This window comes from Xanthomonas sp. D-99 (assembly GCF_017746145.1).
GTDB classification, from domain to species: Bacteria; Pseudomonadota; Gammaproteobacteria; order Xanthomonadales; family Xanthomonadaceae; genus Xanthomonas; species Xanthomonas cissicola.
Genome location: NZ_JAGHWU010000002.1, coordinates 31,241 through 51,309, shown reverse-complemented (window position 1 = coordinate 51,309; position 20,069 = coordinate 31,241). Strand labels below are relative to the sequence as shown.

The following is a 20,069-nucleotide window of genomic DNA, read 5'->3' as shown; positions in this document are numbered from 1 at the left end:
AAAGCCCCTCTCCCGGTGGGAGAGGGACTTGAACATTGCGCTTCTCTATATCGCACCTTCCGTCACGGTGGTGCCACAACCGAAGAGCCCACGCCCATGCATGACCAGACTTCCTACATGACCGGCTTCGGCAATGAGTTCGCAACCGAGGCGGTGGCCGGCAGTCTACCGGTCGGGCAGAACTCACCGCAGCGCGTGGCGCATGGCCTGTACGCCGAGCAGTTTTCCGGCACTGCGTTCACCGCGCCACGCGGCGAGAATCGGCGCAGCTGGCTGTATCGCATTCGCCCTGCCGCGGTGCATGGCAGCTTCTCGCTGCTCGAGCAGTCGCACTTCCACAACGATTTCGGCGCGGGCCCGGTGCCGCCGGATCAGTTGCGCTGGAGCCCATTGCCACTGCCGTCGGTGCCCACCGATTTTGTCGACGGCCTCTACACCATGGCCGGCAATGGCGGGCCCGAAGCGATGTCCGGCGTTGGCGTGCATGTGTATGCGGCCAACGCCTCCATGCAGGATCGCTTCTTCTACGACGCCGACGGCGAGCTGCTGCTGGTGCCGCAGCAGGGCCGGCTGCGCGTGCATACCGAGCTGGGCGTGCTGGCGCTGGAACCGCAGCAGATTGGTGTGATTCCACGCGGCATGCGCTTTCGCGTCGAGTTGCTGGACGACACCGCGTGCGGCTATGTGTGCGAAAACTTTGGCGGGCTGCTGCGCCTGCCCGATCTGGGGCCGATCGGCGCCAATGGCCTGGCCAATCCGCGCGATTTCGAAACGCCGCACGCCGCCTTCGAACGACGCGAAGGCACGTTCGAACTGGTGGCCAAATTCCAGGGCCATCTATGGCGTGCCGACATCGGTCACTCGCCGCTGGATGTCGTCGCCTGGCACGGCAATTACGCGCCCTACCGTTATGACCTGCGTCGCTTCAACACCATCGGCTCGATCAGTTTCGATCATCCCGATCCCAGCATCTTCACCGTGCTGACCTCGCCCAGCGACACGCACGGGACTGCGAACATGGATTTTGCGATTTTCCCGCCGCGTTGGCTGGTGGCACAGCACACCTTCCGCCCGCCGTGGTTCCATCGCAACGTCGCCAGCGAATTCATGGGCCTGGTGCATGGCGTCTACGATGCCAAGGCCGAAGGCTTCGCGCCCGGTGGCGCCTCGTTGCATAACTGCATGAGCGGGCACGGCCCGGATGCGGCCACTTTCGACAAGGCTTCACAGGCAGATCTCACGCGCCCGGACGTGATCGCCGACACCATGGCCTTCATGTTCGAAACGCGTGCGGTGTTGCGCCCTACGCAGCAGGCATTGAATGCCACCCATCGGCAAGCCGATTACCAACAGTGCTGGTCCGGACTGCGCGCTGCATTTCAACCGTCCACGACGGAAGACGCGAAGTAGCGCGCAACCAAAATCTCGTAAGCGATTGTCGGGTGGTGCGGACGTTGCTCAGGTACAGAGTGCGTGGCGTGGATGGCGGCTAGAGACCGGTCCCGAGTACCAGCCGCCTGTGCCTGGCGGCCGAGCAGCAGGGTTGTCAGCTGCGCTCAAGCCACACCGCAGCTGCGGTGCTGCAGCTGCGCTGTCTGCGCGTCGGCGCTGTGATTGCGAGCGGTGCTGCCGGTGCGCGGGCTGCTGTCGTTGCGGTGATGCGCCGATCAGCTCCAGCCCTCGCTGCGTGTTGAGCGACTCGGCAAGAGCCAGTCGGCGCGCGCTGGCCGAGACTGCCAGATCACGCGGCTTGCAATGTCTGCGGCAGCAGCTCGCCGATCCGTGTGCGGACGCGTTCGGCATAGCTCGCCGACGTGATCTGCGGCAGCGCCTGCAACGCCTCGGCGATGGTCGTGCTGATCTGATCTTCGTCGCGCGCGGCGTGCAGCTGCCGATGCAGCGCAGCGGCGAGCGCATTGCGTTGCAACTGCAGGATATCGAGCAGGTACAGGCGTGCATTGGTCGCTGCTCGGCGGCGCAGGCGCTGCAGCTCCTCTTCGGTGGGCCCTGCGTCCGGCCGGGGCATCCCTGCTTGGTCCACATCGGGCAGCGCGGCGGTGGCTGCCGTGCTGCGCACCTGGCTCGCAGCGCCGCCCGCAGCGGCACCAAGATCCAGATACCCCATCGCGCACAGGCTGTGCAGCAAGGCAGTGCCGTCGCCGCCCAGCAGCATGGCGAGCGTCGCCAGATCGCGCTGGCCGTCGGCCAGGATCAACGCGCGCCGTTGCAGCAGCGTCAGCGGGCTGCGGTGCGATTGCAGCGTGGTCAGGGCGAGCTCGGTCTTGCGTGGGATCATGGCGGCGGTCCTGCGAAGCCAACAGCGTGACGCCCGCCAATGAAGCGCCGATGACATGACTGCGACGGCATGTCGCCCCGCTCTCCACATGGTCGCGATGGCGGCTGTGTACGCTGTAGCGCACGTCTAGGGAATGCACAGATGACATCCAGATTGTTGGGCCTGATGAGCGCATTGCTCGTACTGACCGGCTGCAACCGCGCCGACCAATCGCCCGCGCACGCCAGCGCAGACCACGCACCGGTTGCGGCCGCCGACGACCAACCGGCCGCCACTGTCCCACCGGCTACGGCGCCAGCTGGCACATTTCCACCGCACACACAGCCGGACCCCGCTGCGCTTGCGCGCATGGATGGCTATGGCGATCTGCGCTTCGGGATGGATGCCAGCCAGGCGCGGGCTGCCTGGGGTGGGGATTTGCGAGGCGAAGCGGCAACCGACGATGGCTGTTACCTGCTGCGCCCACAGTGGGCCAGCGATGCGCGTCGCTTCGGCTTCATGTTCGAAGGCGGGCAATTAGTGCGCTTCCAGACCAGCGAACCGAAGGAGACGGCGCCGGGCGGCGGCAAGGTCGGCATGAACCTGGCGCAGCTGCGTGCGTTGTACCCCGACGGCCTGACCGAGCAGCCGCATAAGTACATCCCAGGCGCGCTGACGCTGCGTCTGCCCGGCGCAGCCACGCAGACCGCGCTGGTGTTGGAGACCGATGCAGACGGCAAGGTCGCCAGCTGGCGCGTAGGCAGACCGCCGCAGGTGGATTACGTCGAAGGCTGCGGCTGAAATGCGAGGTGCAATGGTGGCGCCGTCCTGCGCAGGCGTTTGTATCCTGCGCTCGGGGAGGGCGGGAAATTCCCGCTGCGATACGACAGCTCGCTTCCACCTCAATCGGCCGCGCGATGGCTCGGGCGCACGCTGCGGCAACGTGCACCAGCATGGACGTCACCTGATCGGTCCATGGGGCGCGCCGGTTAGCGATGGTGGGCGGTCGCAACATTGCTCTTCGCAACGGTGGCACAGCGCTGCGCGTGGTTGTTGAGTCCCGCCACACTGCACTTGCATGCCGATATGCGGTTGGCGAACGCACGAAGTGAGCGCTCGTGAGTCGATGCCCCATGTGCTGGCTACCGGCTTAGCCGGTTGCGCCGTTGAGAAGGTCCTGAGCAACAAACGGGGGCTGATCGCAAACAATCCACGCCGAGCAACAACGCCTCAGCCGCTCTCAGACGCCGGTCCCGGATGCTGCTTCTCGGTGTCTTCGTTCTCGCCAACATCGCCTTTGACCTGCGGCAAGCCTTCCTGCTGCGCGTCGCCATGATTCGGCACTTCCGGGCGGTTTTCCATCATCAGCGACAGCGCCGCCTTGGCCATCAAGTGCGCGCTGATCGGTGCGGTGATGAACAGGAACACGGTGATCAGCAATTCGCGCGGTTGCGGGTCCACACCCAGAAACAGGTGGTAGCCCACCGAGGCCAGCAGCACGCAGCCCACGCCCAGCGTGCTGGCCTTGGTCGGTGCATGCAGGCGCTTGAAAAAATCCGACAGCTTCACCAGGCCAAAGGCGCCGATCAGGATGAAGAACGTGCCCGCCAGCAGCAAGGCGCTGAGCAGGTATTCGGTGAAGGCGATCATTCGACGATGCTCCGCCGCAGCACGTATTTGCTCAGCACCACGGTGCTGCCGAAGCCCAGCATCGCAATGACCAGGGCAGCCTCGAAATAGATCGGTGAATCCAGATACATGCCCAGCAGCATCAATTCGGCGATGGCGGTGACCGAGAGCGTATCCAGCGCCAGGATGCGGTCTGGCACGGTCGGCCCGCGCAGCAGTCGCCACAAGGCCATCAGAATGGCCAGGCCCACCGCATGCATGCAGATCACGATGGTCGATTCGATGAACATGTGGCCGGTCATGGAAAGATCTCCATCAGGGGCTTTTCGTAGCGGGTCTTGATCTCGGCAATCAAGGCCTCCGGATCGTCCAGATGCAGCACGTGCACCAGCAGATATTTGCGGTCGTCCGACAGCGCGGCCGAGACGGTCCCCGGCGTCAGCGTGATCATGCTGGTCAGCGCGGCGATGCCGTGAATGTTGGCGATATCCAGCGGCACCCAGATGAAACCGGGATGGATACGCGATTCTGGCCCGAGCACCTGCGCAGCCACCTTGATGTTGGAGCGCACGATGTCGCCCGCGGCCACCAGCAGCATGCGCGGCACCGAGCGCAACGAGCCGATCTGCGCGAACTCGCGGTCCAGTCGCGCCGCGAAGATCGGCACCACCACGCCCAGCAGCATGCCCAAGACCCATTGCTGCGGGCCGAAGCTATCGCTGAGCAGCAGCCAGAAGACGAAGACCGTCACGCTCAGCGGCGGCGATGGGAACACGCGGCGACGCAGTGGCAGACGCGTGTTCATGGCTGCCTCCGCTGCGGCGTGGTGGCGCGTATCTGGTCCACATACGCGCCGGGGTCGCGCAACTGCGCGGCGGCCGTATCGGTGTAATGCATCAAGGGACCTGCGGCGCCGGTCATCGCAACCAGCCCGCTTAGCAACAGCACCGTGGCGGCGGTCTCCACCGGACGCATGCGGCCACGTCGCGGCGGCTGCAGTTCCGGTGCATTTTCCGCCGCGGCCGGCACCCGCCAGAACAGCCGCACACCGGCGCGGGTGAGGCCGATCACGACCAGCAGGCTACTGCCGAGCACCGCGCCCCACACCGGCCCGACCAGGCCCTGGGGCACGTGCTGCAGCAACGCCGCCTTGGCCAGAAAGCCGGATAGCGGCGGCAACCCGGCCACCGCCACCGCGGCAATCATGAACATCGTGCCTGGAACGGCCCGCCCCGGCAGTGGCGCCACCACTTCCTTGCGGTCGCTGGCACTGCCGCGGCGGCGACGGATCAGGTCAGAGACCATGAACAACGCAGCGGCCACAAAGCTGCTGTGCGGCAGGTAATACAGCCCTGCGCCCAGTGCGCCGGCATCATCCAGCGAGAACGCGATGAACAAGGTCGCCGCCGAAAACATCACCAGGTACGACACCATCACCCGCAGCCGCGATGCAGCCATCACCCCGAACGCGGCCATCAGCAGCGTCGCGATGCCCAGCCACAACAGCGCATGGCGACCGAAGCCGTGCAGCGCGCCGGCACCGGCGCCAAACCACAACGAGGACACCCGCAGCGTTGCATACAACCCCACCTTGGTCATGATGGCGAACAATGCGGCCACCGCCGCCGGTGCGCGCGAATAGGTTTCCGGCAGCCACAGATACAGCGGCAGCAACGCGGCCTTGCTGCAGAACACCAGCAGCAACAGGCCCAGCGCGGCCTTGGCCAGCGGCACATCCTGCGCCTGCAGATCGGCAATGCGCTGCGCCAGCTCGGCCATGTTGAGCGTGCCGAACACACCGAACAGCAGGCCCAGCGCAATCAGGAACAACGTCGACGCACAGACGTTGAACACCACGTAATGCAGGCCCACCCGCATCTGCAATCCGCGTCCACCGCTGAGCAGCAGGCCGTAGGAGGCGATGAGCATCACCTCGAAGAACACGAACAGGTTGAAGATGTCGCCGGTCAGGAACGCACCGTTCAAGCCCATCAGCTGGAACTGGAACAACGCATGAAAATGCGGTGCGCGCCGGTCCCAGCCTGCGCATGCATGCAGCAGGCACGCCGAACCCAGGATCAAGGTCGTCAACAGCATCCACGCCGACAAGCGGTCGCCTATCAGCACGATGCCGATGCGCGCCGGCCAGTCGCCGAGCAGATAGACCAGGATCTCGCCGTCGGCAGCGCGTGCGAACAAGGCGATGACCGCCGTGGCCAACAAGGCCATGCTGACCCAGGCCACGCTGCGCTGCACGCGTGGCCCATAGCGGCGGTGTTCGACAAATAACGAGGCCGATGCGCCCAGCATCGGGATCAGGATGGGCAGGATCAGCAGATGGTTCATCGCCGGGCCTGCCGCGTATCCGTGCCGGTCGCGGCATCTTCGTGCGCATCGACATGGTCGCTGCCATTGTCGCTACGGCTGCGGATCGCCAGCACCAGGCTCACCGCGGTCATCGCAAACGCAATCACGATGGCGGTCAGCACCAAGGCCTGCGGGAGCGGATCGCTGTGATGCATCAGCTCGGCCGGCACGCCGTCGCGCAAAACCGGCGCCTGGCCGCTGCGCAAGCGCCCACCGGCAAAGATCAGCAGGTTGGTCGCGTACGACAGGAAGGTCATGCCCAGGATCACATCGAAGCTGCGCGCGCGCAGCAGCAGATAGATCGCCAATGCGGTGAGGACGCCGATCGCGCTTGCCACTGCCAATTCCATCAATGCTGCTCCGCGGTGCGTGTCGAACGTTGGGTGGGGTCGATCTCGCCGCGCTGCGAACTGCGCGTACGCGAGGGTTTGATCGTGCCCATCATCGACAGCATCAACATCGCCGCACCGAACACCACCAGGTACACGCCGGTATCGAAGCCCAGCGCACTGGCCAGTTCCAGCTCGCCCAACAGCGGCAGCGGAATTTCCAGATGTCCGCTGCTCAGGAACGGCAGCCCGAAGACCAGCGAGCCTGCGCCGCTGACCAGCGCGCACAACAAGCCGATGCCGATCAGGCGGATGTAGTCGAAACCAAAGCGCGACTCCACCGAGGCCGCACCCTGAATCACGTACTGCATCAACAATGGTACCGCCAGCACCAGCCCGGCAATGAAGCCACCGCCCGGCGCGTTGTGCCCGCGCAGGAACAGGAACAGCGACACCGTGAGCGTGAGCGGGAACATGATCTGCGCCAGATCGGCCGGCACCGGCAACTTGATCGGCGGCCCCGGCATGGTGCGCTCCGGTGCCATGCGCGCGCGGCGCAACAAGGCGTGCACCACCAGCCCGGCAATGGCGAAAACGGTGATCTCGCCAAAGGTATCGAAGCCGCGAAAATCCACCAGGATCACGTTGACCACATTGCGCCCATACGCTTCGGGCAGGGCGCGCTGCAGCAGTTCGCCGGCGACCGAATGGCTGGGTTGCGTCATCAAGGTATACGCCAATGCCGCCAGACCCGCGCCGCCAACGATGGCGATTGCCGCATCGCGAATCTTGCGCAGCCGCGCACGTTCGGGCAACGAGCGCTCCGGCAGATAGTTCATCGCCAGCAGCATCAGCACCAGCGTGACCATTTCCACCAGCAACTGCGTCAGTGCCAGATCCGGCGCCGACAAGAACACGAACGTCAGGCTGACCGCCAGTCCGGTGCCACCGAGCACCAGCACCGCCAGCAGGCGCTGCCTGTACAGGAACAGGCTGCCCAGGGCGCATGCGATCATCAGCAACCACACCATCCAACCCAGCGCCGGCATCGGCACGGGTGCAGGCCATTGCGGCAATGTACCGCCTTGCAGGAATGGCACCAGCGCCACCACGACGGCGCTTAGCACCAGCAGCATCAACATGCGCTGCAGGTTGCCGTTGGTGACCGCATCGGTCATGCGTGCGGTGGCAGCGAACAGCGCACGCAAATTCCACTGGAACAGCGCCTTGCCCGGCGAACGGTTCTGGATTGCGTACAGATTCAGCGCGCGACGCAGCGCGATGTACAACAACGCACCGCCGACGATGCCGGCAACGCTCATCGCCAACGGCAAATTGACCCCATGCCACAGCGCCAGGCTGTAGTCGGGCAGCCCGTCGCCCAGGATCGCGGTGGCACCGGCGCGCAGTACAGGCGCCACTGTCCACGCTGGCACGATGCCCACCGCCACACAGATTAGCACCAGCACCTCCACCGGAATCCGCATCCAGCGCGGTGGCTCGTGCGGCGTGGTGTCCAGCTCGCGCGGACCATCGCCGCAGAAGGTGTCGTGCACGAAGCGCAGGCTGTACGCCACGCCCAGCAGGCCGGCCAGCAACGCAGCCGTGCTGGCCAGGATGCGCATCAGTTGCGGCGCTTCGGTATCTAGGGCAACGGCGAAGAACATTTCCTTCGACAAGAAGCCGTTGAGCAGCGGAATACCGGCCATGGCCAGCGAGGCGATGATGGCCAGTGCGCTGGTCACCGGCATCAACCGGCGCAGATTGCCCAGCTTGCGCATGTCGCGCGTGCCGGTCTCATGGTCGATGATGCCCGCGGCCATGAATAACGACGCTTTGAATACCGCGTGGTTGATGAGGTGGAACACGCCGGCCACCACCGCCATCGGCGTGGACAGACCGAACAGCATCGTGATCAGTCCCAGGTGCGAAATGGTCGAGTACGCCAGCACGCCCTTGAGATCGTGCTGAAAGATGGCGTGCCAGGCGCCCAACAACACCGTGATCGCGCCGATGCTGGTCACCGTATAGAAAAACAGATCCGTGCCGGCCAGCGCCGGATGCAAGCGCGCCAGCAAAAATACGCCGGCCTTCACCATCGTGGCCGAATGCAGATACGCCGACACCGGCGTGGGCGCCGCCATTGCGTGCGGCAACCAGAAGTGGAACGGGAACTGCGCGCTCTTGGTGAAGATGCCCAGCAACACCAAGCCCAGCGCATACGGATACAGCGGGCTGGCGCGGATCACGCCGCCGGCGGCCAACACCGCCTCCAGCTGAAAACTGCCGACGATGCGGCCGATCATCAACACGCCGCCCAATAACGCCAAGCCGCCGCCGGCAGTCAGCACGAATGCCATGCGTGCGCCTTCGCGCGCGTCCTTGCGGTGCGACCAGAACCCGATCAACAGGAACGAGCTGATACTGGTGAGTTCCCAGAACACCATCAGCAACAGCAGGTTGCCGGACAGCACCATGCCGAGCATCGCACCCATGAACAGCAATAAATAAGCGAAAAAGCGCGACGCGCTGTCGCGTACGCTCAAATAGTAATGCGCGTACAGCACCACCAGCGCACCGATGCCCAGCACCAGCAGCGCGAACATCCAGGCCAGGCCATCGAGCCGCAGCGAAAACATCAGGCCGATCTGCGGCAGCCACGCGTGTTCGCTGGCAATCACCTCGCCGCGCAGCACCGCTGGCGTCAACAGCGCCAGCACCAGCAACCCGCCCAACGGCGCGGCCGCAGCCAACCACGCAGTGATCGAACGGGACGCGCGCCAGCGCAGCGCAGCGGCAGCGGCCATGACAAATGGCAGCGCCAGCAGAATTTCCAACGAAAAAGGCATGCAGGGAACACAAGATTCGCGAGCAGGCCAGAGAGCTTAACAAACCGTTGACTGACGCCCGCGTCAACGCCGCCGCGGCGTGCAGCCCGAAAGCAGGGCCGGACTGACTGCACATCGCCGCGCCGCACTCGGTATGCTGCAGGTATTCATGCCTGCGTAGCTGCCCGTGACTGCCGCCAATCCCGCTCCGTCCACCGCTGCATCTGCGCCACGCGCCCTGGTCTTCGGTGGCAGCGGGCAGATCGGCGAACGTATGCTGATCCGGTTGTTGCGCCGCGGCTGGCAGGTGACGGCATGGTCGCGGCAGCCGCGCGCAGCGCGTTCCGGGCTGGTCTGGCGGCAGGGCGATCTGACCGTACCGGCAGCTGCCGGCGAGGCGTTCGAGGTGATCTTCAGCTGCGGTCCGCTCGACCACTTCGCACGCTGGTATGCCGAGAACGCGGTTGCAGCGCCGCGCATCGTCGCGTTCGGTTCCACCAGCGTTGAGGTCAAGGAACACTCCATCGATGCGGCCGAGCGCGACGTGGCCCAGCGTCTGGCCAATGCCGAACAGGCGCTGTTTTCCGCCGCGCTCGCGCGTGGGGCCAGTGCCACCGTGCTGCGCCCGACCCTGGTCTATGGCGCCGGACGCGACAAAACGCTGACCCAGATCGCCGGGCTGGCGCAGCGCACCGGTGCGTTCGTACTGCCGGCCAACGCGACTGGCCTGCGCCAGCCAGTGCATGTGGACGATCTGGCCAGCGCGGCCCTGGCGGTGGTTGGCCAGCCGGCCACCCAGCAGCGCAGTTATGCGGTGGGCGGCGGCGAAGTGCTGGCGTACACGCAGATGGTGGAGCGCGTGCTGGAAGCGCTGCCACGGGCTGCACGTCTGTACCAGGTGCCGCCGAACCTGTTCGGTCTTGCACTCACCGCCGCGCAACGCCTGGGCCGCCTACGGGGCTTGAATGCCGCCGCGCTACAGCGCATGCGCGAGGACCTGGTGTTCGATCTGGAGCCGGCGCGCCGCGATTTCGGCTACGCACCGCGTGCGTTTCGCCCATTGCCGGAAGAGCTCGGGATCGGCGAGTGATGCCTGGCGGGTCTGCCGGCGGCCCTCAGTAGCGCCAGCCCAGCTGGCGATATGCCTTGGCCAGCACCCAGATCGGCCCGATCAGCAGATAGGTCAGATCGGTCAGAAAGCTCGGTTTGCGGCCCTCGATCTTGTGGCCGACGAACTGCGCAATCCACGCCAGCACGAACACCGTCAGCGCGCTGGTGAACAGGCCGCCAAGCCCGATGCGGCCTTCGATCAACCGGCACAGACAGCCGAAGAAGAAAAAGATTCCCAGCATGCCCAGCCCCAGCGGACGCGACAGCCGGTTGTAGTACGACCACGCCGCAAACATCGACAGCGCGGCCCACACGCCGCTGCTGAACCAGCTGCCGCCGACCGGGACGCACCACAACAGCGCCACCACTGACCACAGGATTGCAGGCACCGCCAGCACGTGGATCTGCTGATTGGTCGCGTTTTGGTGATCGTCGGAATAGCTGGCGAAATAGCGCTCGATCGGTCGCGCGGTCGTAGTGCTTTGGGTCATGTTCCCTCCCAGGAATGACCCAAGCATACGCGCGCGGATGGCGCCGTGGCAGATGTGCCCCCGCCACGCCTCGGTGGCATGACGAGGGACGCGCCGGTCAGTTCACCGAGACCGCGCTCCACGCCGCCGCTACCGCGCGGTATTGCGTGGACGTGCTGCCGTACAGATCGGTGGCCGCGCTCAGCGTGGCCCGACGGGCCGCCGCGTAGTTGGTGGACGAGGTCATGTACACCGTCAGTGCGCGATACCAGATACGGCTGGCCGCGGCGCGGCCGATCGCGGTGAGCGCGGTGGAGCCGCTGCAGACCAGACTGGTCGTGCTCAGATTGTAGCTGGTGCCCGAGCCGAACCCGCTCGGCACCACCGCCCCTTCGGCCAGCAGATAGTAGAAATGATTGGCCACACCCGAGCTGTAGTGCACATTGAGCGAACCCAGGCTGCTGCTGTAGCAATCGGGCGATTTGCCATCCAGGCTTGGCTTGAACATGTAGCGCAACGCCAATGTGCCGGTGCTGTTGTTGGGAATGATCTTCTCGCCGATCAGATAATTGCCGGGCTCGGCACTGTTGGCAGCGGAGTATTCCACCATGGTGCCCATTATGTCGGACGTGGCCTCATTCAAGCCGCCCGATTCGCCCGAGTAGGTCAGAGCGGCGGTCCGGCTGGTCACACCGTGGGTCATCTCGTGGCCGGCCACATCCACCGACACCAGCGGCGTGAACGTGCTGCCGTCGCCATCGCCGAAGGTCATGCAGAAACAGCTATCCTGCCAGAAGGCGTTGTTGTAGCGGCTACCGTAATGCACCCGGCTTCGTGCACCGGCGCCGTCGTTTGCAATGCCTGTGCGCGAATGCGTGGTGCGGTAATAGTCCCAGGTCAACGCCACCCCGTAATGCGCATCGACCGCTGCGGTGACCGTATCGCCGGTGGTGCCGCTACCCCAGGCATTATCGGCATCGGTGACCAGCGTGCCATTGCCGGAGGTGCTGTTGCGCATGTTGTAGGTCGCACCGCTGCCGCGACTGAGATCGGTCATTTCATAGCTGGTGCTGCTGCAGCGCGTGGTGTTCACCGTCACGTTGCCCGCATACAACGAACGTCCTGTGCCAGCGGCGCTGGTGCCGCCGCTACAGGCGGTATGCACGGTATCCCAGGATTCGAGGATGCGCTGGGTGACCGCATCGACGATGTAATGCATCTCGGTCGGTGTCTGGTCGGGTTTGACGCCGCTGTAAATCACCTCGTACACCAGCCGCGGCGCGCCTTGACGTGCATACAGCGCCAGGCTCGCATGCGGCGCGGCATCCTGCGCCACATCGAAATGCGAACCGGCCACACGTAATGCGGTTGCCGCATCAATGCCCGGCACCAGACTCGGACGCACCGTAGTGTCCATGGTCTGGCTCAATTCACGCATCACACCGCGACGCGAGTGCACGACCACGTCGCCGCCGATCACCGGCAGTCCCTGATAGGTGCGATCGAAACGCACATGTTCGGTGCCGTCGGCATCGACGATGCTGTCGCGTGCGATGAAGGCGTCGGCCGGCGCGCGATTGGCCAATGCCGATGCGTTGTTCCCCAATAACGATTGCGCGCGCGACACAACGGCATTTGCCGACACATCCGCAGCGTTCGCGGCAGCAGAAAACGAGAGCGCGCAGCAGATTGCCGCGCCCAGGACATGGAATTGCATGACGACTCTCTCCAGAAAACGTGCAATGCAAAGACCGACAGCCCCCCGACAGCCGGTCGCCGATGGCACCTCGGGTGCCGGCAGCTACGCTTGCACAGTCACGAACTGGACAGTAGTAAAAATTACGGATGTGTTGCGTTCTGTGCGCCCGGCCACTTTCCGCTGTGGCGCGCATCGCAGAGGCGCAGCGGATGCATGGTGTTATTGGCCGCTGCGGCCAAGCATGCGCGCAATGCATCGATTTTAGACGGCGTTGCGCCGCACCGCTGCGCCAGCGCGTTTGGGAGGAGCGGCGGTGCACATCGCCGCACGCGCTTGCCGTTGAAAGACGATCAGATGGCGCAATGATGCCGTTCCGGCCACAGCGCATGTGGAAACAAAAACGCCGGCCAATGGCCTGGCCGGCGTCTTTTGATCTATTGCTGAAAGATCAGCGACCGCCCATCGCAACCTTCTGCTGTTCTTGCTGGGCCTGTTGCTGCTGCGACTGAACAGCCAGCAACTGTGCGCTGATTTGATCGAGTGTCGGGGCAGGTTGGTTCAGGTCCACCGCCGCACGGAAGCCCGGCGTGGTACCCATGACGAACGCCTTGCCGTCCTGCACTGTCACGTTCTGCAACTTGTCCGCACTGTCGATCCCATTCTGCTTCGCCTGCAGCGTGACATGTGCCGCGGTCTCGTTGGAGATCATGCTCGGCAGCTTGCCGCGGATTGCGTTATGTAGCGCGTGGTCAGGAAGCGATGCATCGTTGAGAGAAGGCCCTTTCGGCGCAGCAACCTGCGCCTCGCGGATCTGCACCGGTTGCGCAGACAGCGCTGCCCGCGTGTCGCGGCCAACAACGCCGTCCTGCTGCAGCCCACGCTGCTTCTGGAACGCCATCACCGCCTCACGCGTGTTGTCGCCGAACCGGCCATCCTCGGCCAGTCGGTTGCCCTGCGCATCGCGCACGCCCAGACGGTTGAGGTTCTGCTGCAGCTTACCCACATCCTGACTGTCGTCGCCATGCCGCAGGGCACCTGCGCCGCTTGCCGGTGCTTCCTGGGCGTGCTGCGCAACCGCTTGGTGTTGGTGACCCTGATTCCAGAAGTTCTCGGGGCTGGTCAATTTGCCGTTGGCATCGCGCAACTGGTAATGCACATGCTGCGCATATTGGCTTGCGCCATTGGGTCCACGTCCCCCCATCGTGCCGATGGCATCGCCTGCCGACAGCGTTTGCCCTTCTTTGACCTTGACGCCATCCAGATGCAGGATTTCGTGCGAATTGCCTTGTGCATCGCGAATCTTGACAGTGCCGTAGCTTCCGCCGGCAAAGGTCACCGTTCCGGCGACGGGCGAATGCACGGTTGGATGCTGCTGTGGGCGCGTCGTTTTTCGCAGGTGCTACCGGTGCTGATGAGGGAACGGCGTGGGGTGCAGATTCGCCGGCAGTGCAGGCGCTCATTGCGAGCGCTAGACCGGGAATGATTGCGCTGCGCAAGGCAGGCAGCACGCGAGACAAGTGGCTCAACCGGGTCATTAAGACCTGACTGGGCAAGAGAACACACCGTCGCAATGAGCGCGGTGGGATACTTGCGGCCGAGTGTGTGCGATAGCCGTCATGAAGCTTCACGCTTGATCACCAACCTGGCCTTCAGTTGGTAGTCGAGAAATCCACGCGCCGAGAATGTCGGCGCTTCGAGTCATAGCGGCGTCTGCGTACTGCGCCGCCTCGCCCCTTTCAACCGGGCGCGCAGTCAATCCACCGAAATATCCGCCAGCCGCTGCAGCGCTTCGGCATATTTCGCACGCGTGCGATCGATGACTTCGGCCGGCAGGCGCGGGCCGGGCGCGGTCTTGCCCCAGTCCAGGGTTTCCAGATAATCGCGCACGAACTGTTTGTCGTAGCTCGGCGGGCTGTTGCCCGGTTCGTATTGGTCGGCCGGCCAATAACGCGAAGAATCCGGGGTCAGCATCTCGTCCATGATGTACAGGCGGCCATCGGCATCGGTGCCGAATTCGAACTTGGTATCGGCCAGCAAAATGCCGCGTTCGGCAGCAAAATCGGCTGCGAAACGATAGATGCGCAAGGTGGCATCGCGCACGCGTTCGGCCAGCTCGGCGCCGACCGTCTTGACCATTGCATCGAAGTCGATGTTTTCGTCGTGGTCGCCAACCGCTGCCTTGGTCGAAGGAGTGAATATCGGCTCGGGCAGTTTCTCGGCCTGACGCAGGCCGTCGGGCAATTCGATCCCGCTGATCTTGCCGGTGCGCTGATAATCCTTCCAGCCGCTGCCGATCACATAGCCGCGTGCGATGGCTTCCACCGGCACCGGCTTGAGCTTGCGCGTGACCACGGCGCGCTTGGCGTACAAGGCCGGATCTACGCCCTCGGGCAACACCTGCTCCACGCGGATGTCCACCAGGTGGTTGGGCATCAGGTGTTCGGTCTTGTGGAACCAGAAGTTGGACACCTGGCACAGCATCTCGCCCTTGCCAGGAATCGGGTCGGGCAGCACCACGTCGAACGCGGACAGGCGGTCGGTGGCCACCATCAACAGATAATCGCCCGGGGGCGCATCGGCGGGCAGGCGGTCGCGGGGAATATCGAAGACATCGCGGACCTTGCCACGGTGACGCAACGGCAGGCCGGGCAGATCGGATTGCAACAGCGTGGTCGACACAGGCACTCCTAAGGACGTCGCTATGACGCTGTCCCCGGGACCCGGCGGGCCCGCGGGTAGGCAGCGGGCCGCGTAGTGTACGGCGCTTCGCCGCCTCCCGCAGAATTTATTGGAGCCCGCGCGGTAGGGCCTGTGCAGGAGACGTCAGCCAGGCCGGGCGGGCGTTCGGGTAAGATCGCCAGCCCGCCTCCCGCCCCCGATCGCCCCCATGTCCTGGTACGGAAAACTGCTCGGCGCATTGGCCGGCGCCTTGCTGTTTCGCGGGGCGCCGGTGGTGGGGCTGATGATCGGGCTGGCGATCGGCCACGCGGTCGACGCCGGCTGGTTCAGACGGCGCGCGGAAAATCCGTACGAAGCGCTGGGCCTGGAGCCGGACGCCACCGCCGCCGAGATCGACCTGGCCTATCGCCGGCTGATGTCGCGCTACCACCCGGACAAGGTCGCCAACGCCGACCCGGAAGCTCGCCGCCAGGCCGAAAAGAAGGCCAGCCAGATCAACGCCGCCTACGACCGGATTCAACGGCTGCGCAAGCGCTGAGCGAAGGCTGCGTGCGGAACCCAAAGCCGCTGCGCAGAGAATTGCCGAGGGCACGCGCCGCATGCTGCTCCTCAATCGGAACTGGCATCGGCCCACAAAAAAACGCCTGATCATGACGATCAGGCGCTGTGCTGACGCAGATATCCGGCTCTCAGAACCTGTAGGTCACGGTCAGGCGTAGCGCATTGGTCGAAAGATCGGTATCGGTACGGCGCAGATCGGTACCGGCCGGATTGACGCGCAGGAAGGGGTTGGTGGGTGGTGCGGAGCCGGGCCCGACGCGCACGCGGGTGTCGTCGTCCTGCAGGCGGGTGAACAGGTATTCCACGCCGACCGAGACCTTGTCGCTCAAGCGCCGCTGCAGGCCGATGCCGGCCTGGTAGCCATCGGCACTGTCGCCGCCACTGCCGGTGAAGCTGTTGGCGGTATTGCTGCTGGCAAAGCGGTGGTCGAATTCGCCACGCGCCAGACTGGCGGTGATGTAGGCCAGGTAATCGCCCTGGGTGCCGAAGGCGTAGCCGATGCGGCCGCGCAACGCCGCGGTGCGGTTGAGCTGGCGGGTGAAGGTGTAAAACGCGGGCGTCGTGCTGAAGGCGCTGACGCTGTCGCGGACATCGTTGCGGGTGTATTCGGCGAGCACGCCATAGACCCAGTTGCCGGCCTGCCAGTCGTAGCCCAGCCGTGCGCCGTATTCGGCACCGCCCTTGTCCTTGCTGCAGCCGCTGGCCGGGGTGCGCCCCGCCGCTGCGCCACCGCAGAAACCGGGCGAAAACGCATCGGCACCGGTCGCGGTGCTGACCTGGTCGCCGTCGCGGCCATCCAGATTGGTATCGAAGCCGAAGCGGCCACCGGAGACGCCGGCCGGATCGGCACCACCGACGTTGGCACCGATGGAAAAACCGGACCAGTCAGCGGGGCCGGATTGCGCCCAGGCCGAGGGCGCCAGGACGAGAAGGGCTAGAGTGGCGGAAGCGAGCGGGGTGGGTTTCATGCGATCTCCTTGCATCTGGCGCGGCGCGCCGGTCAGGTACGTACGCGCTCGCGTTCGCTCCGGATGCACGTGGGCTGACGTTGGGGGCGGCATTGCACAGCGGTAGAGCCGCCGGCGCCGCGGCAGGTGCGCGATCGCGCAATGACTGCGAGCTGCCGGCCCTAGCCTGCGGTGGTAGCGGCGGCCTGCCCGCGGCGTGCGCCCCAAGCGCCCAGCGGCGTTCGGCTTTCCTCGCCGGGCCACGGTTGCGACAATGGCGCTCCTGCATTTTTTTCCGAGCTGCCCATGCAACCGACGGCGATCGCCCCGTCCATCCTGTCCGCCGATTTCGCCCGTCTGGGCGAGGAAGTGAATAACGTGCTCAAGGCTGGTGCCGATTGGGTGCACTTCGACGTGATGGACAACCACTATGTGCCCAACCTCACCATCGGCCCGATGGTGTGCCAGGCGCTGCGCAAGCACGGCATCACCGCGCCGATCGACGTGCATCTGATGGTCGAGCCGGTGGACCGTATCGTGCCGGATTTCGCCGACGCCGGTGCCACCACCATCAGCTTCCACCCCGAAGCCAGCCGCCACGTGCACCGCACGATCCAGCTGATCAAGTCGCATGGCTGCCAGGCCGGGCTGGTGCTCAACCCGGCCACGCCGGTGGACATCCTGGATTGGGTGCTGCCGGAGCTGGACTTGGTCTTGGTGATGTCGGTCAACCCGGGCTTCGGCGGGCAGGCCTTCATCCCGTCTGCGCTGGACAAGCTGCGCGCGATCCGCCGCAAGATCGACGCGACGGGCAAGCCGATCCGGCTGGAGATCGATGGCGGGGTCAAGGCCGACAACATCGGTGCGATTGCCGCCGCCGGCGCCGACACCTTCGTCGCCGGCTCGGCCATTTTCAATGCGCCCGACTATGCGCAGGTGATTGCGCAGATGCGCGCGGCGGTGGATGCCGTGCGATGAGCCGGCCTGCGCCGCAGATCCGCAGCGCCACGCCTGCGGATGTGCCGCTGCTGCATGAACTCATCACCGCGCTGGCGGTGTACGAGCGCGAGCCGGATGCGGTCAAGGCCAGCCAGGAGGAGTTGCGCGCCAGTCTGTTCGGCGAAGGGGCCACCGCGCATGCGTTGATCTGCGAGCGCGACGGCCAAGCGCTTGGATTTGCGGTGTATTTCTTCAACTACTCCACTTGGCTGGGCCGTAACGGCTTGTATCTGGAAGACCTGTTCGTGCGGCCGGAAGCGCGCGGCAACGGCGCGGGCCTTGCGCTGTTGCGGCACTTGGCGCAGCTGGCCGTGCAGCGTGGTTGCGGGCGGTTCGAATGGTCGGTGCTGGACTGGAACCAGCCGGCCATCGACTTCTACAAGGCAGTCGGTGCGCACCCGATGGAGGGCTGGACCGTGTACCGGCTCGACGGCGAGCGGCTGGCCGCGTTTGCGGCGGGCGGCTGAGCCGGCTGCGTCGGGAGGTCAGCATCCCGTAAAAGGAAGGCCGCTCCCGAGGAAGCGGCCTTCAAGAAAACTGGAGGCTGATCCTGCCTCCGCCCGTCGTCCCTGCTATGGCCTTCTACTCTCCTGGTTATCGATGACACCGCAATGACAGTGTGCCGGCGGCGCCCATTCACGATCTGCCCATTGGCCCGCTGCTAGCCTGCGGACATTCCCCTCACGGCATCGGCAGCGCGCATGGCCCCGTCCCACTGGCGTCTGATCCTCAACGGCAAGTCCACCGATAATCTGGACCTGCGTGAGGCAGTGGGAACGCTGCGCGAGCGCGGCATCCAGCTCGATGTGCGGGTCACCTGGGAAGACGGCGATGCCGAGCGCTACGTGGGCGAGGCGGTGGCCGATGGCGTGCACACGGTGGTGGCCGCTGGTGGCGACGGCACCCTGAGCGAAGTGGCCGCCGCGCTGGCGCACCACGAAGGCGATGCGGCCACGCTGCCGTCGCTGGGCTTGGTGCCGCTGGGCACTGCCAACGATTTTGCCACCGCCGCCAACGTCCCGATCGTCCCGCTGGAAGCGTTGAACCTGATCGCCGAGCGCGTCGCGCAGCCGGTCGACCTGCTGCGGATCGACGCCGACCATGGCCCGCACTGGTGCGCCAATGTGGCCAGCGGCGGCTTCGGTACCCAGGTCACGGTGGAAACCGACGAAGGCCTGAAGAAAATGCTCGGTGGTCTGGCCTATCTCATCACCGGCATGTCGCGGCTGGGCCGCATCGACCCGATCAGCGCCCGTTTCAGCGGCCCGGAGTTCAGCTGGGAAGGCGAATTCATCGCACTCGGGCTGGGGAACGGGCGCCAGGCCGGTGGCGGCCAGGCGCTGTGCCCGGAGGCCCTGATCGACGACGGCCTGCTCGATGTCACCATCGTCCCGGACCTCGACGGCGAGGTGGCTGCCACCCTGGGCACCCTGGTCACCGGCGGCAAACAGGCCGCGCTCGAACGCGTGGCCGTGCGCGCCCGCGTGCCGTGGCTGGAAATCGTGTCCCAGCAACCGCTGACCTTGAACCTGGACGGCGAACCGGAAACCTCGCGGCACTTCCGCATCGAATGCGTCCCGGCGCGGCTGCGGATGCATTTGCCTGCCGACTGTCCGTTGGTCGGTGGGTGAGTGCGGGGAATCGGGAATCGGGAATCGGGAATCGGGAATCGGAAGAGCGTGATCGGCCCGCGCTGATGTGCGGTCGTCCGGTTGATGCATGCGCGCGAGCCCATGCAGTGCCATGCCTCCACCATGAACGAGTCCGGTAGCCCCGGACAATCGCATGCCAACCCAAGCGGCGCCGGCTCAACGACGGCTAAAGGGGGCGCTGCGGCTCAGCGGAGCAACGATCGGCGCAACGCTCCGGCTAAAGCGGAGCAGCGCTGCGGCTGAAACGGAGCGACGATTGGCGCAACGGGTTGGCTGCAGCTCAGACGAAGTAGGGCGGCAGAAACGGAGCAATGACAAGCACGCGGCCCTAAGCCCCTCTCCCGCCGGGAGAGGGGTTGGGGTGAGGGTCCCTGCGCCGACACTGGTGCCGCTGCCACGACCCAGGCCGCACGGGAAATCAACCCGTGCAGCGCGCAACACCCGACGCCTGTCGCCAACCGCAGGTTATTCGTGCCAGATATCAGCCGGTGCGCAAGGCTACGTCCGCCAACCCCCTTCCGTGC

Annotated in this window: 18 protein-coding genes and 2 pseudogenes; 7 read left to right on the top strand and 13 right to left on the bottom strand. The window is 65.3% G+C overall.

What is annotated here, in order from left to right; all coding sequences use genetic code 11:
- Positions 1-96: 96 nt before the first annotated feature.
- Positions 97-1,410, top strand: coding sequence for a homogentisate 1,2-dioxygenase (hmgA, locus tag J7360_RS00795; protein WP_057658761.1), 1,314 nt, complete (start codon positions 97-99; stop codon positions 1,408-1,410).
- Positions 1,411-1,556: 146 nt separating this feature from the next.
- Here the strand turns inward: hmgA and J7360_RS21235 are convergent.
- Both J7360_RS21235 and J7360_RS00790 read right to left on the bottom strand, forming a co-directional pair.
- Positions 1,557-1,740 (bottom strand): annotated as a pseudogene (locus J7360_RS21235) (hypothetical protein).
- A gap of 1 nt (position 1,741) precedes the next feature.
- Positions 1,742-2,296, bottom strand: coding sequence for a hypothetical protein (locus tag J7360_RS00790; protein WP_042676150.1), 555 nt, complete (start codon positions 2,294-2,296; stop codon positions 1,742-1,744).
- A 165-nt stretch (positions 2,297-2,461) separates the two neighbouring features.
- Between J7360_RS00790 and J7360_RS00785 the strand changes: the two genes are divergently transcribed.
- A complete protein-coding gene (locus J7360_RS00785) occupies positions 2,462-3,076 on the top strand; it encodes a hypothetical protein (protein WP_057658903.1) in 615 nt (204 codons plus the stop codon).
- A 429-nt stretch (positions 3,077-3,505) separates the two neighbouring features.
- Here the strand turns inward: J7360_RS00785 and J7360_RS00780 are convergent, their stop codons facing one another.
- Genes J7360_RS00780 through J7360_RS00755 form a run of 6 tightly spaced genes read right to left on the bottom strand, consistent with a single transcriptional unit; the run spans position 3,506 to position 9,449 of the window.
- Complete coding sequence (locus J7360_RS00780; RefSeq protein WP_007974881.1) at positions 3,506-3,925, bottom strand: Na+/H+ antiporter subunit G; 420 nt, start codon at positions 3,923-3,925, stop codon at positions 3,506-3,508.
- On the bottom strand, positions 3,922-4,206 hold the full coding sequence (locus J7360_RS00775) for a K+/H+ antiporter subunit F (RefSeq protein WP_003486364.1): 285 nt from the start codon (positions 4,204-4,206) through the stop codon (positions 3,922-3,924). The genes J7360_RS00780 and J7360_RS00775 overlap by 4 nt, the downstream gene beginning before the upstream one ends.
- The gene (locus J7360_RS00770; RefSeq protein ID WP_007967828.1) at positions 4,203-4,709 is read right to left on the bottom strand and encodes a Na+/H+ antiporter subunit E; all 507 of its coding nucleotides are present in this window, start codon (positions 4,707-4,709) and stop codon (positions 4,203-4,205) included. Before J7360_RS00770 ends, J7360_RS00775 begins: the two co-directional genes overlap by 4 nt.
- Positions 4,706-6,250, bottom strand: a complete 1,545-nt coding sequence (locus J7360_RS00765) for a monovalent cation/H+ antiporter subunit D (protein ID WP_057658760.1) — start codon at positions 6,248-6,250, stop codon at positions 4,706-4,708. Before J7360_RS00765 ends, J7360_RS00770 begins: the two co-directional genes overlap by 4 nt.
- Positions 6,247-6,621, bottom strand: a complete 375-nt coding sequence (locus J7360_RS00760; protein WP_007967830.1) for a Na+/H+ antiporter subunit C — start codon at positions 6,619-6,621, stop codon at positions 6,247-6,249. Before J7360_RS00760 ends, J7360_RS00765 begins: the two co-directional genes overlap by 4 nt.
- Positions 6,621-9,449, bottom strand: a complete 2,829-nt coding sequence (locus J7360_RS00755) for a monovalent cation/H+ antiporter subunit A (protein ID WP_057658758.1) — start codon at positions 9,447-9,449, stop codon at positions 6,621-6,623. Before J7360_RS00755 ends, J7360_RS00760 begins: the two co-directional genes overlap by 1 nt.
- 166 nt (positions 9,450-9,615) lie before the next feature.
- On the opposite strand from J7360_RS00755, the gene J7360_RS00750 reads away from it, so the two are divergent.
- Complete coding sequence (locus J7360_RS00750; RefSeq protein ID WP_209033043.1) at positions 9,616-10,518, top strand: NAD-dependent epimerase/dehydratase family protein; 903 nt, start codon at positions 9,616-9,618, stop codon at positions 10,516-10,518.
- Positions 10,519-10,543: 25 nt separating this feature from the next.
- Here the strand turns inward: J7360_RS00750 and J7360_RS00745 are convergent, their stop codons facing one another.
- The 4 genes and pseudogenes from J7360_RS00745 to J7360_RS00730 form a co-directional block, all read right to left on the bottom strand.
- Entirely contained in the window at positions 10,544-11,029 is a 486-nt protein-coding gene (locus tag J7360_RS00745; RefSeq protein ID WP_057658754.1) for an Mpo1-like protein, read from the bottom strand.
- 97 nt (positions 11,030-11,126) lie between these two features.
- Positions 11,127-12,725, bottom strand: a complete 1,599-nt coding sequence (locus J7360_RS00740; RefSeq protein WP_057658752.1) for a M4 family metallopeptidase — start codon at positions 12,723-12,725, stop codon at positions 11,127-11,129.
- Between the two features lie 430 nt (positions 12,726-13,155).
- A pseudogene (locus J7360_RS00735) lies at positions 13,156-14,079 on the bottom strand (peptidoglycan-binding protein); the annotation flags it as partial.
- Positions 14,080-14,459: 380 nt separating this feature from the next.
- Positions 14,460-15,386 (bottom strand): phosphoribosylaminoimidazolesuccinocarboxamide synthase, encoded by a 927-nt coding sequence (locus tag J7360_RS00730; RefSeq protein WP_057658749.1) that lies wholly within the window; start codon positions 15,384-15,386, stop codon positions 14,460-14,462.
- A 208-nt stretch (positions 15,387-15,594) separates the two neighbouring features.
- Between J7360_RS00730 and J7360_RS00725 the strand changes: the two genes are divergently transcribed.
- The gene (locus J7360_RS00725; RefSeq protein WP_057658746.1) at positions 15,595-15,924 is read left to right on the top strand and encodes a DnaJ domain-containing protein; all 330 of its coding nucleotides are present in this window, start codon (positions 15,595-15,597) and stop codon (positions 15,922-15,924) included.
- Positions 15,925-16,075: 151 nt separating this feature from the next.
- Here J7360_RS00725 and J7360_RS00720 read toward each other — a convergent pair whose 3' ends face one another.
- Entirely contained in the window at positions 16,076-16,915 is an 840-nt protein-coding gene (locus J7360_RS00720; RefSeq protein WP_209033041.1) for an outer membrane beta-barrel protein, read from the bottom strand.
- Between the two features lie 285 nt (positions 16,916-17,200).
- Between J7360_RS00720 and rpe the strand changes: the two genes are divergently transcribed.
- The 3 genes from rpe to yegS all read left to right on the top strand — a co-directional run bounded on the left by rpe (position 17,201) and on the right by yegS (position 19,524).
- Positions 17,201-17,872 carry a ribulose-phosphate 3-epimerase gene (gene rpe, locus J7360_RS00715; RefSeq protein WP_011346163.1) on the top strand — a complete coding sequence of 224 codons (672 nt, stop codon included), beginning with the start codon at positions 17,201-17,203 and terminating at the stop codon, positions 17,870-17,872.
- Positions 17,869-18,360, top strand: a complete 492-nt coding sequence (locus J7360_RS00710; protein WP_057658741.1) for a GNAT family N-acetyltransferase — start codon at positions 17,869-17,871, stop codon at positions 18,358-18,360. The genes rpe and J7360_RS00710 overlap by 4 nt, the downstream gene beginning before the upstream one ends.
- Positions 18,361-18,594: 234 nt before the next feature.
- The gene (gene yegS / locus J7360_RS00705; RefSeq protein WP_017157934.1) at positions 18,595-19,524 is read left to right on the top strand and encodes a lipid kinase YegS; all 930 of its coding nucleotides are present in this window, start codon (positions 18,595-18,597) and stop codon (positions 19,522-19,524) included.
- Positions 19,525-20,069 lie beyond the last annotated feature (545 nt).

What these genes read in the sequence shown, in the direction of transcription:
- hmgA (WP_057658761.1), top strand. Translation starts at nt 97, where the DNA reads ATGCATGACCAGACTTCCTACATGACCGGCTTCGGCAATGAGTTCGCA.
- J7360_RS00790 (WP_042676150.1), bottom strand. Translation starts at nt 2,296, where the DNA reads ATGATCCCACGCAAGACCGAGCTCGCCCTGACCACGCTGCAATCGCAC.
- J7360_RS00785 (WP_057658903.1), top strand. Translation starts at nt 2,462, where the DNA reads ATGAGCGCATTGCTCGTACTGACCGGCTGCAACCGCGCCGACCAATCG.
- J7360_RS00780 (WP_007974881.1), bottom strand. Translation starts at nt 3,925, where the DNA reads ATGATCGCCTTCACCGAATACCTGCTCAGCGCCTTGCTGCTGGCGGGC.
- J7360_RS00775 (WP_003486364.1), bottom strand. Translation starts at nt 4,206, where the DNA reads ATGACCGGCCACATGTTCATCGAATCGACCATCGTGATCTGCATGCAT.
- J7360_RS00770 (WP_007967828.1), bottom strand. Translation starts at nt 4,709, where the DNA reads ATGAACACGCGTCTGCCACTGCGTCGCCGCGTGTTCCCATCGCCGCCG.
- J7360_RS00765 (WP_057658760.1), bottom strand. Translation starts at nt 6,250, where the DNA reads ATGAACCATCTGCTGATCCTGCCCATCCTGATCCCGATGCTGGGCGCA.
- J7360_RS00760 (WP_007967830.1), bottom strand. Translation starts at nt 6,621, where the DNA reads ATGGAATTGGCAGTGGCAAGCGCGATCGGCGTCCTCACCGCATTGGCG.
- J7360_RS00755 (WP_057658758.1), bottom strand. Translation starts at nt 9,449, where the DNA reads ATGCCTTTTTCGTTGGAAATTCTGCTGGCGCTGCCATTTGTCATGGCC.
- J7360_RS00745 (WP_057658754.1), bottom strand. Translation starts at nt 11,029, where the DNA reads ATGACCCAAAGCACTACGACCGCGCGACCGATCGAGCGCTATTTCGCC.
- J7360_RS00740 (WP_057658752.1), bottom strand. Translation starts at nt 12,725, where the DNA reads ATGCAATTCCATGTCCTGGGCGCGGCAATCTGCTGCGCGCTCTCGTTT.
- J7360_RS00725 (WP_057658746.1), top strand. Translation starts at nt 15,595, where the DNA reads ATGTCCTGGTACGGAAAACTGCTCGGCGCATTGGCCGGCGCCTTGCTG.
- J7360_RS00720 (WP_209033041.1), bottom strand. Translation starts at nt 16,915, where the DNA reads ATGAAACCCACCCCGCTCGCTTCCGCCACTCTAGCCCTTCTCGTCCTG.
- rpe (WP_011346163.1), top strand. Translation starts at nt 17,201, where the DNA reads ATGCAACCGACGGCGATCGCCCCGTCCATCCTGTCCGCCGATTTCGCC.
- J7360_RS00710 (WP_057658741.1), top strand. Translation starts at nt 17,869, where the DNA reads ATGAGCCGGCCTGCGCCGCAGATCCGCAGCGCCACGCCTGCGGATGTG.
- yegS (WP_017157934.1), top strand. Translation starts at nt 18,595, where the DNA reads ATGGCCCCGTCCCACTGGCGTCTGATCCTCAACGGCAAGTCCACCGAT.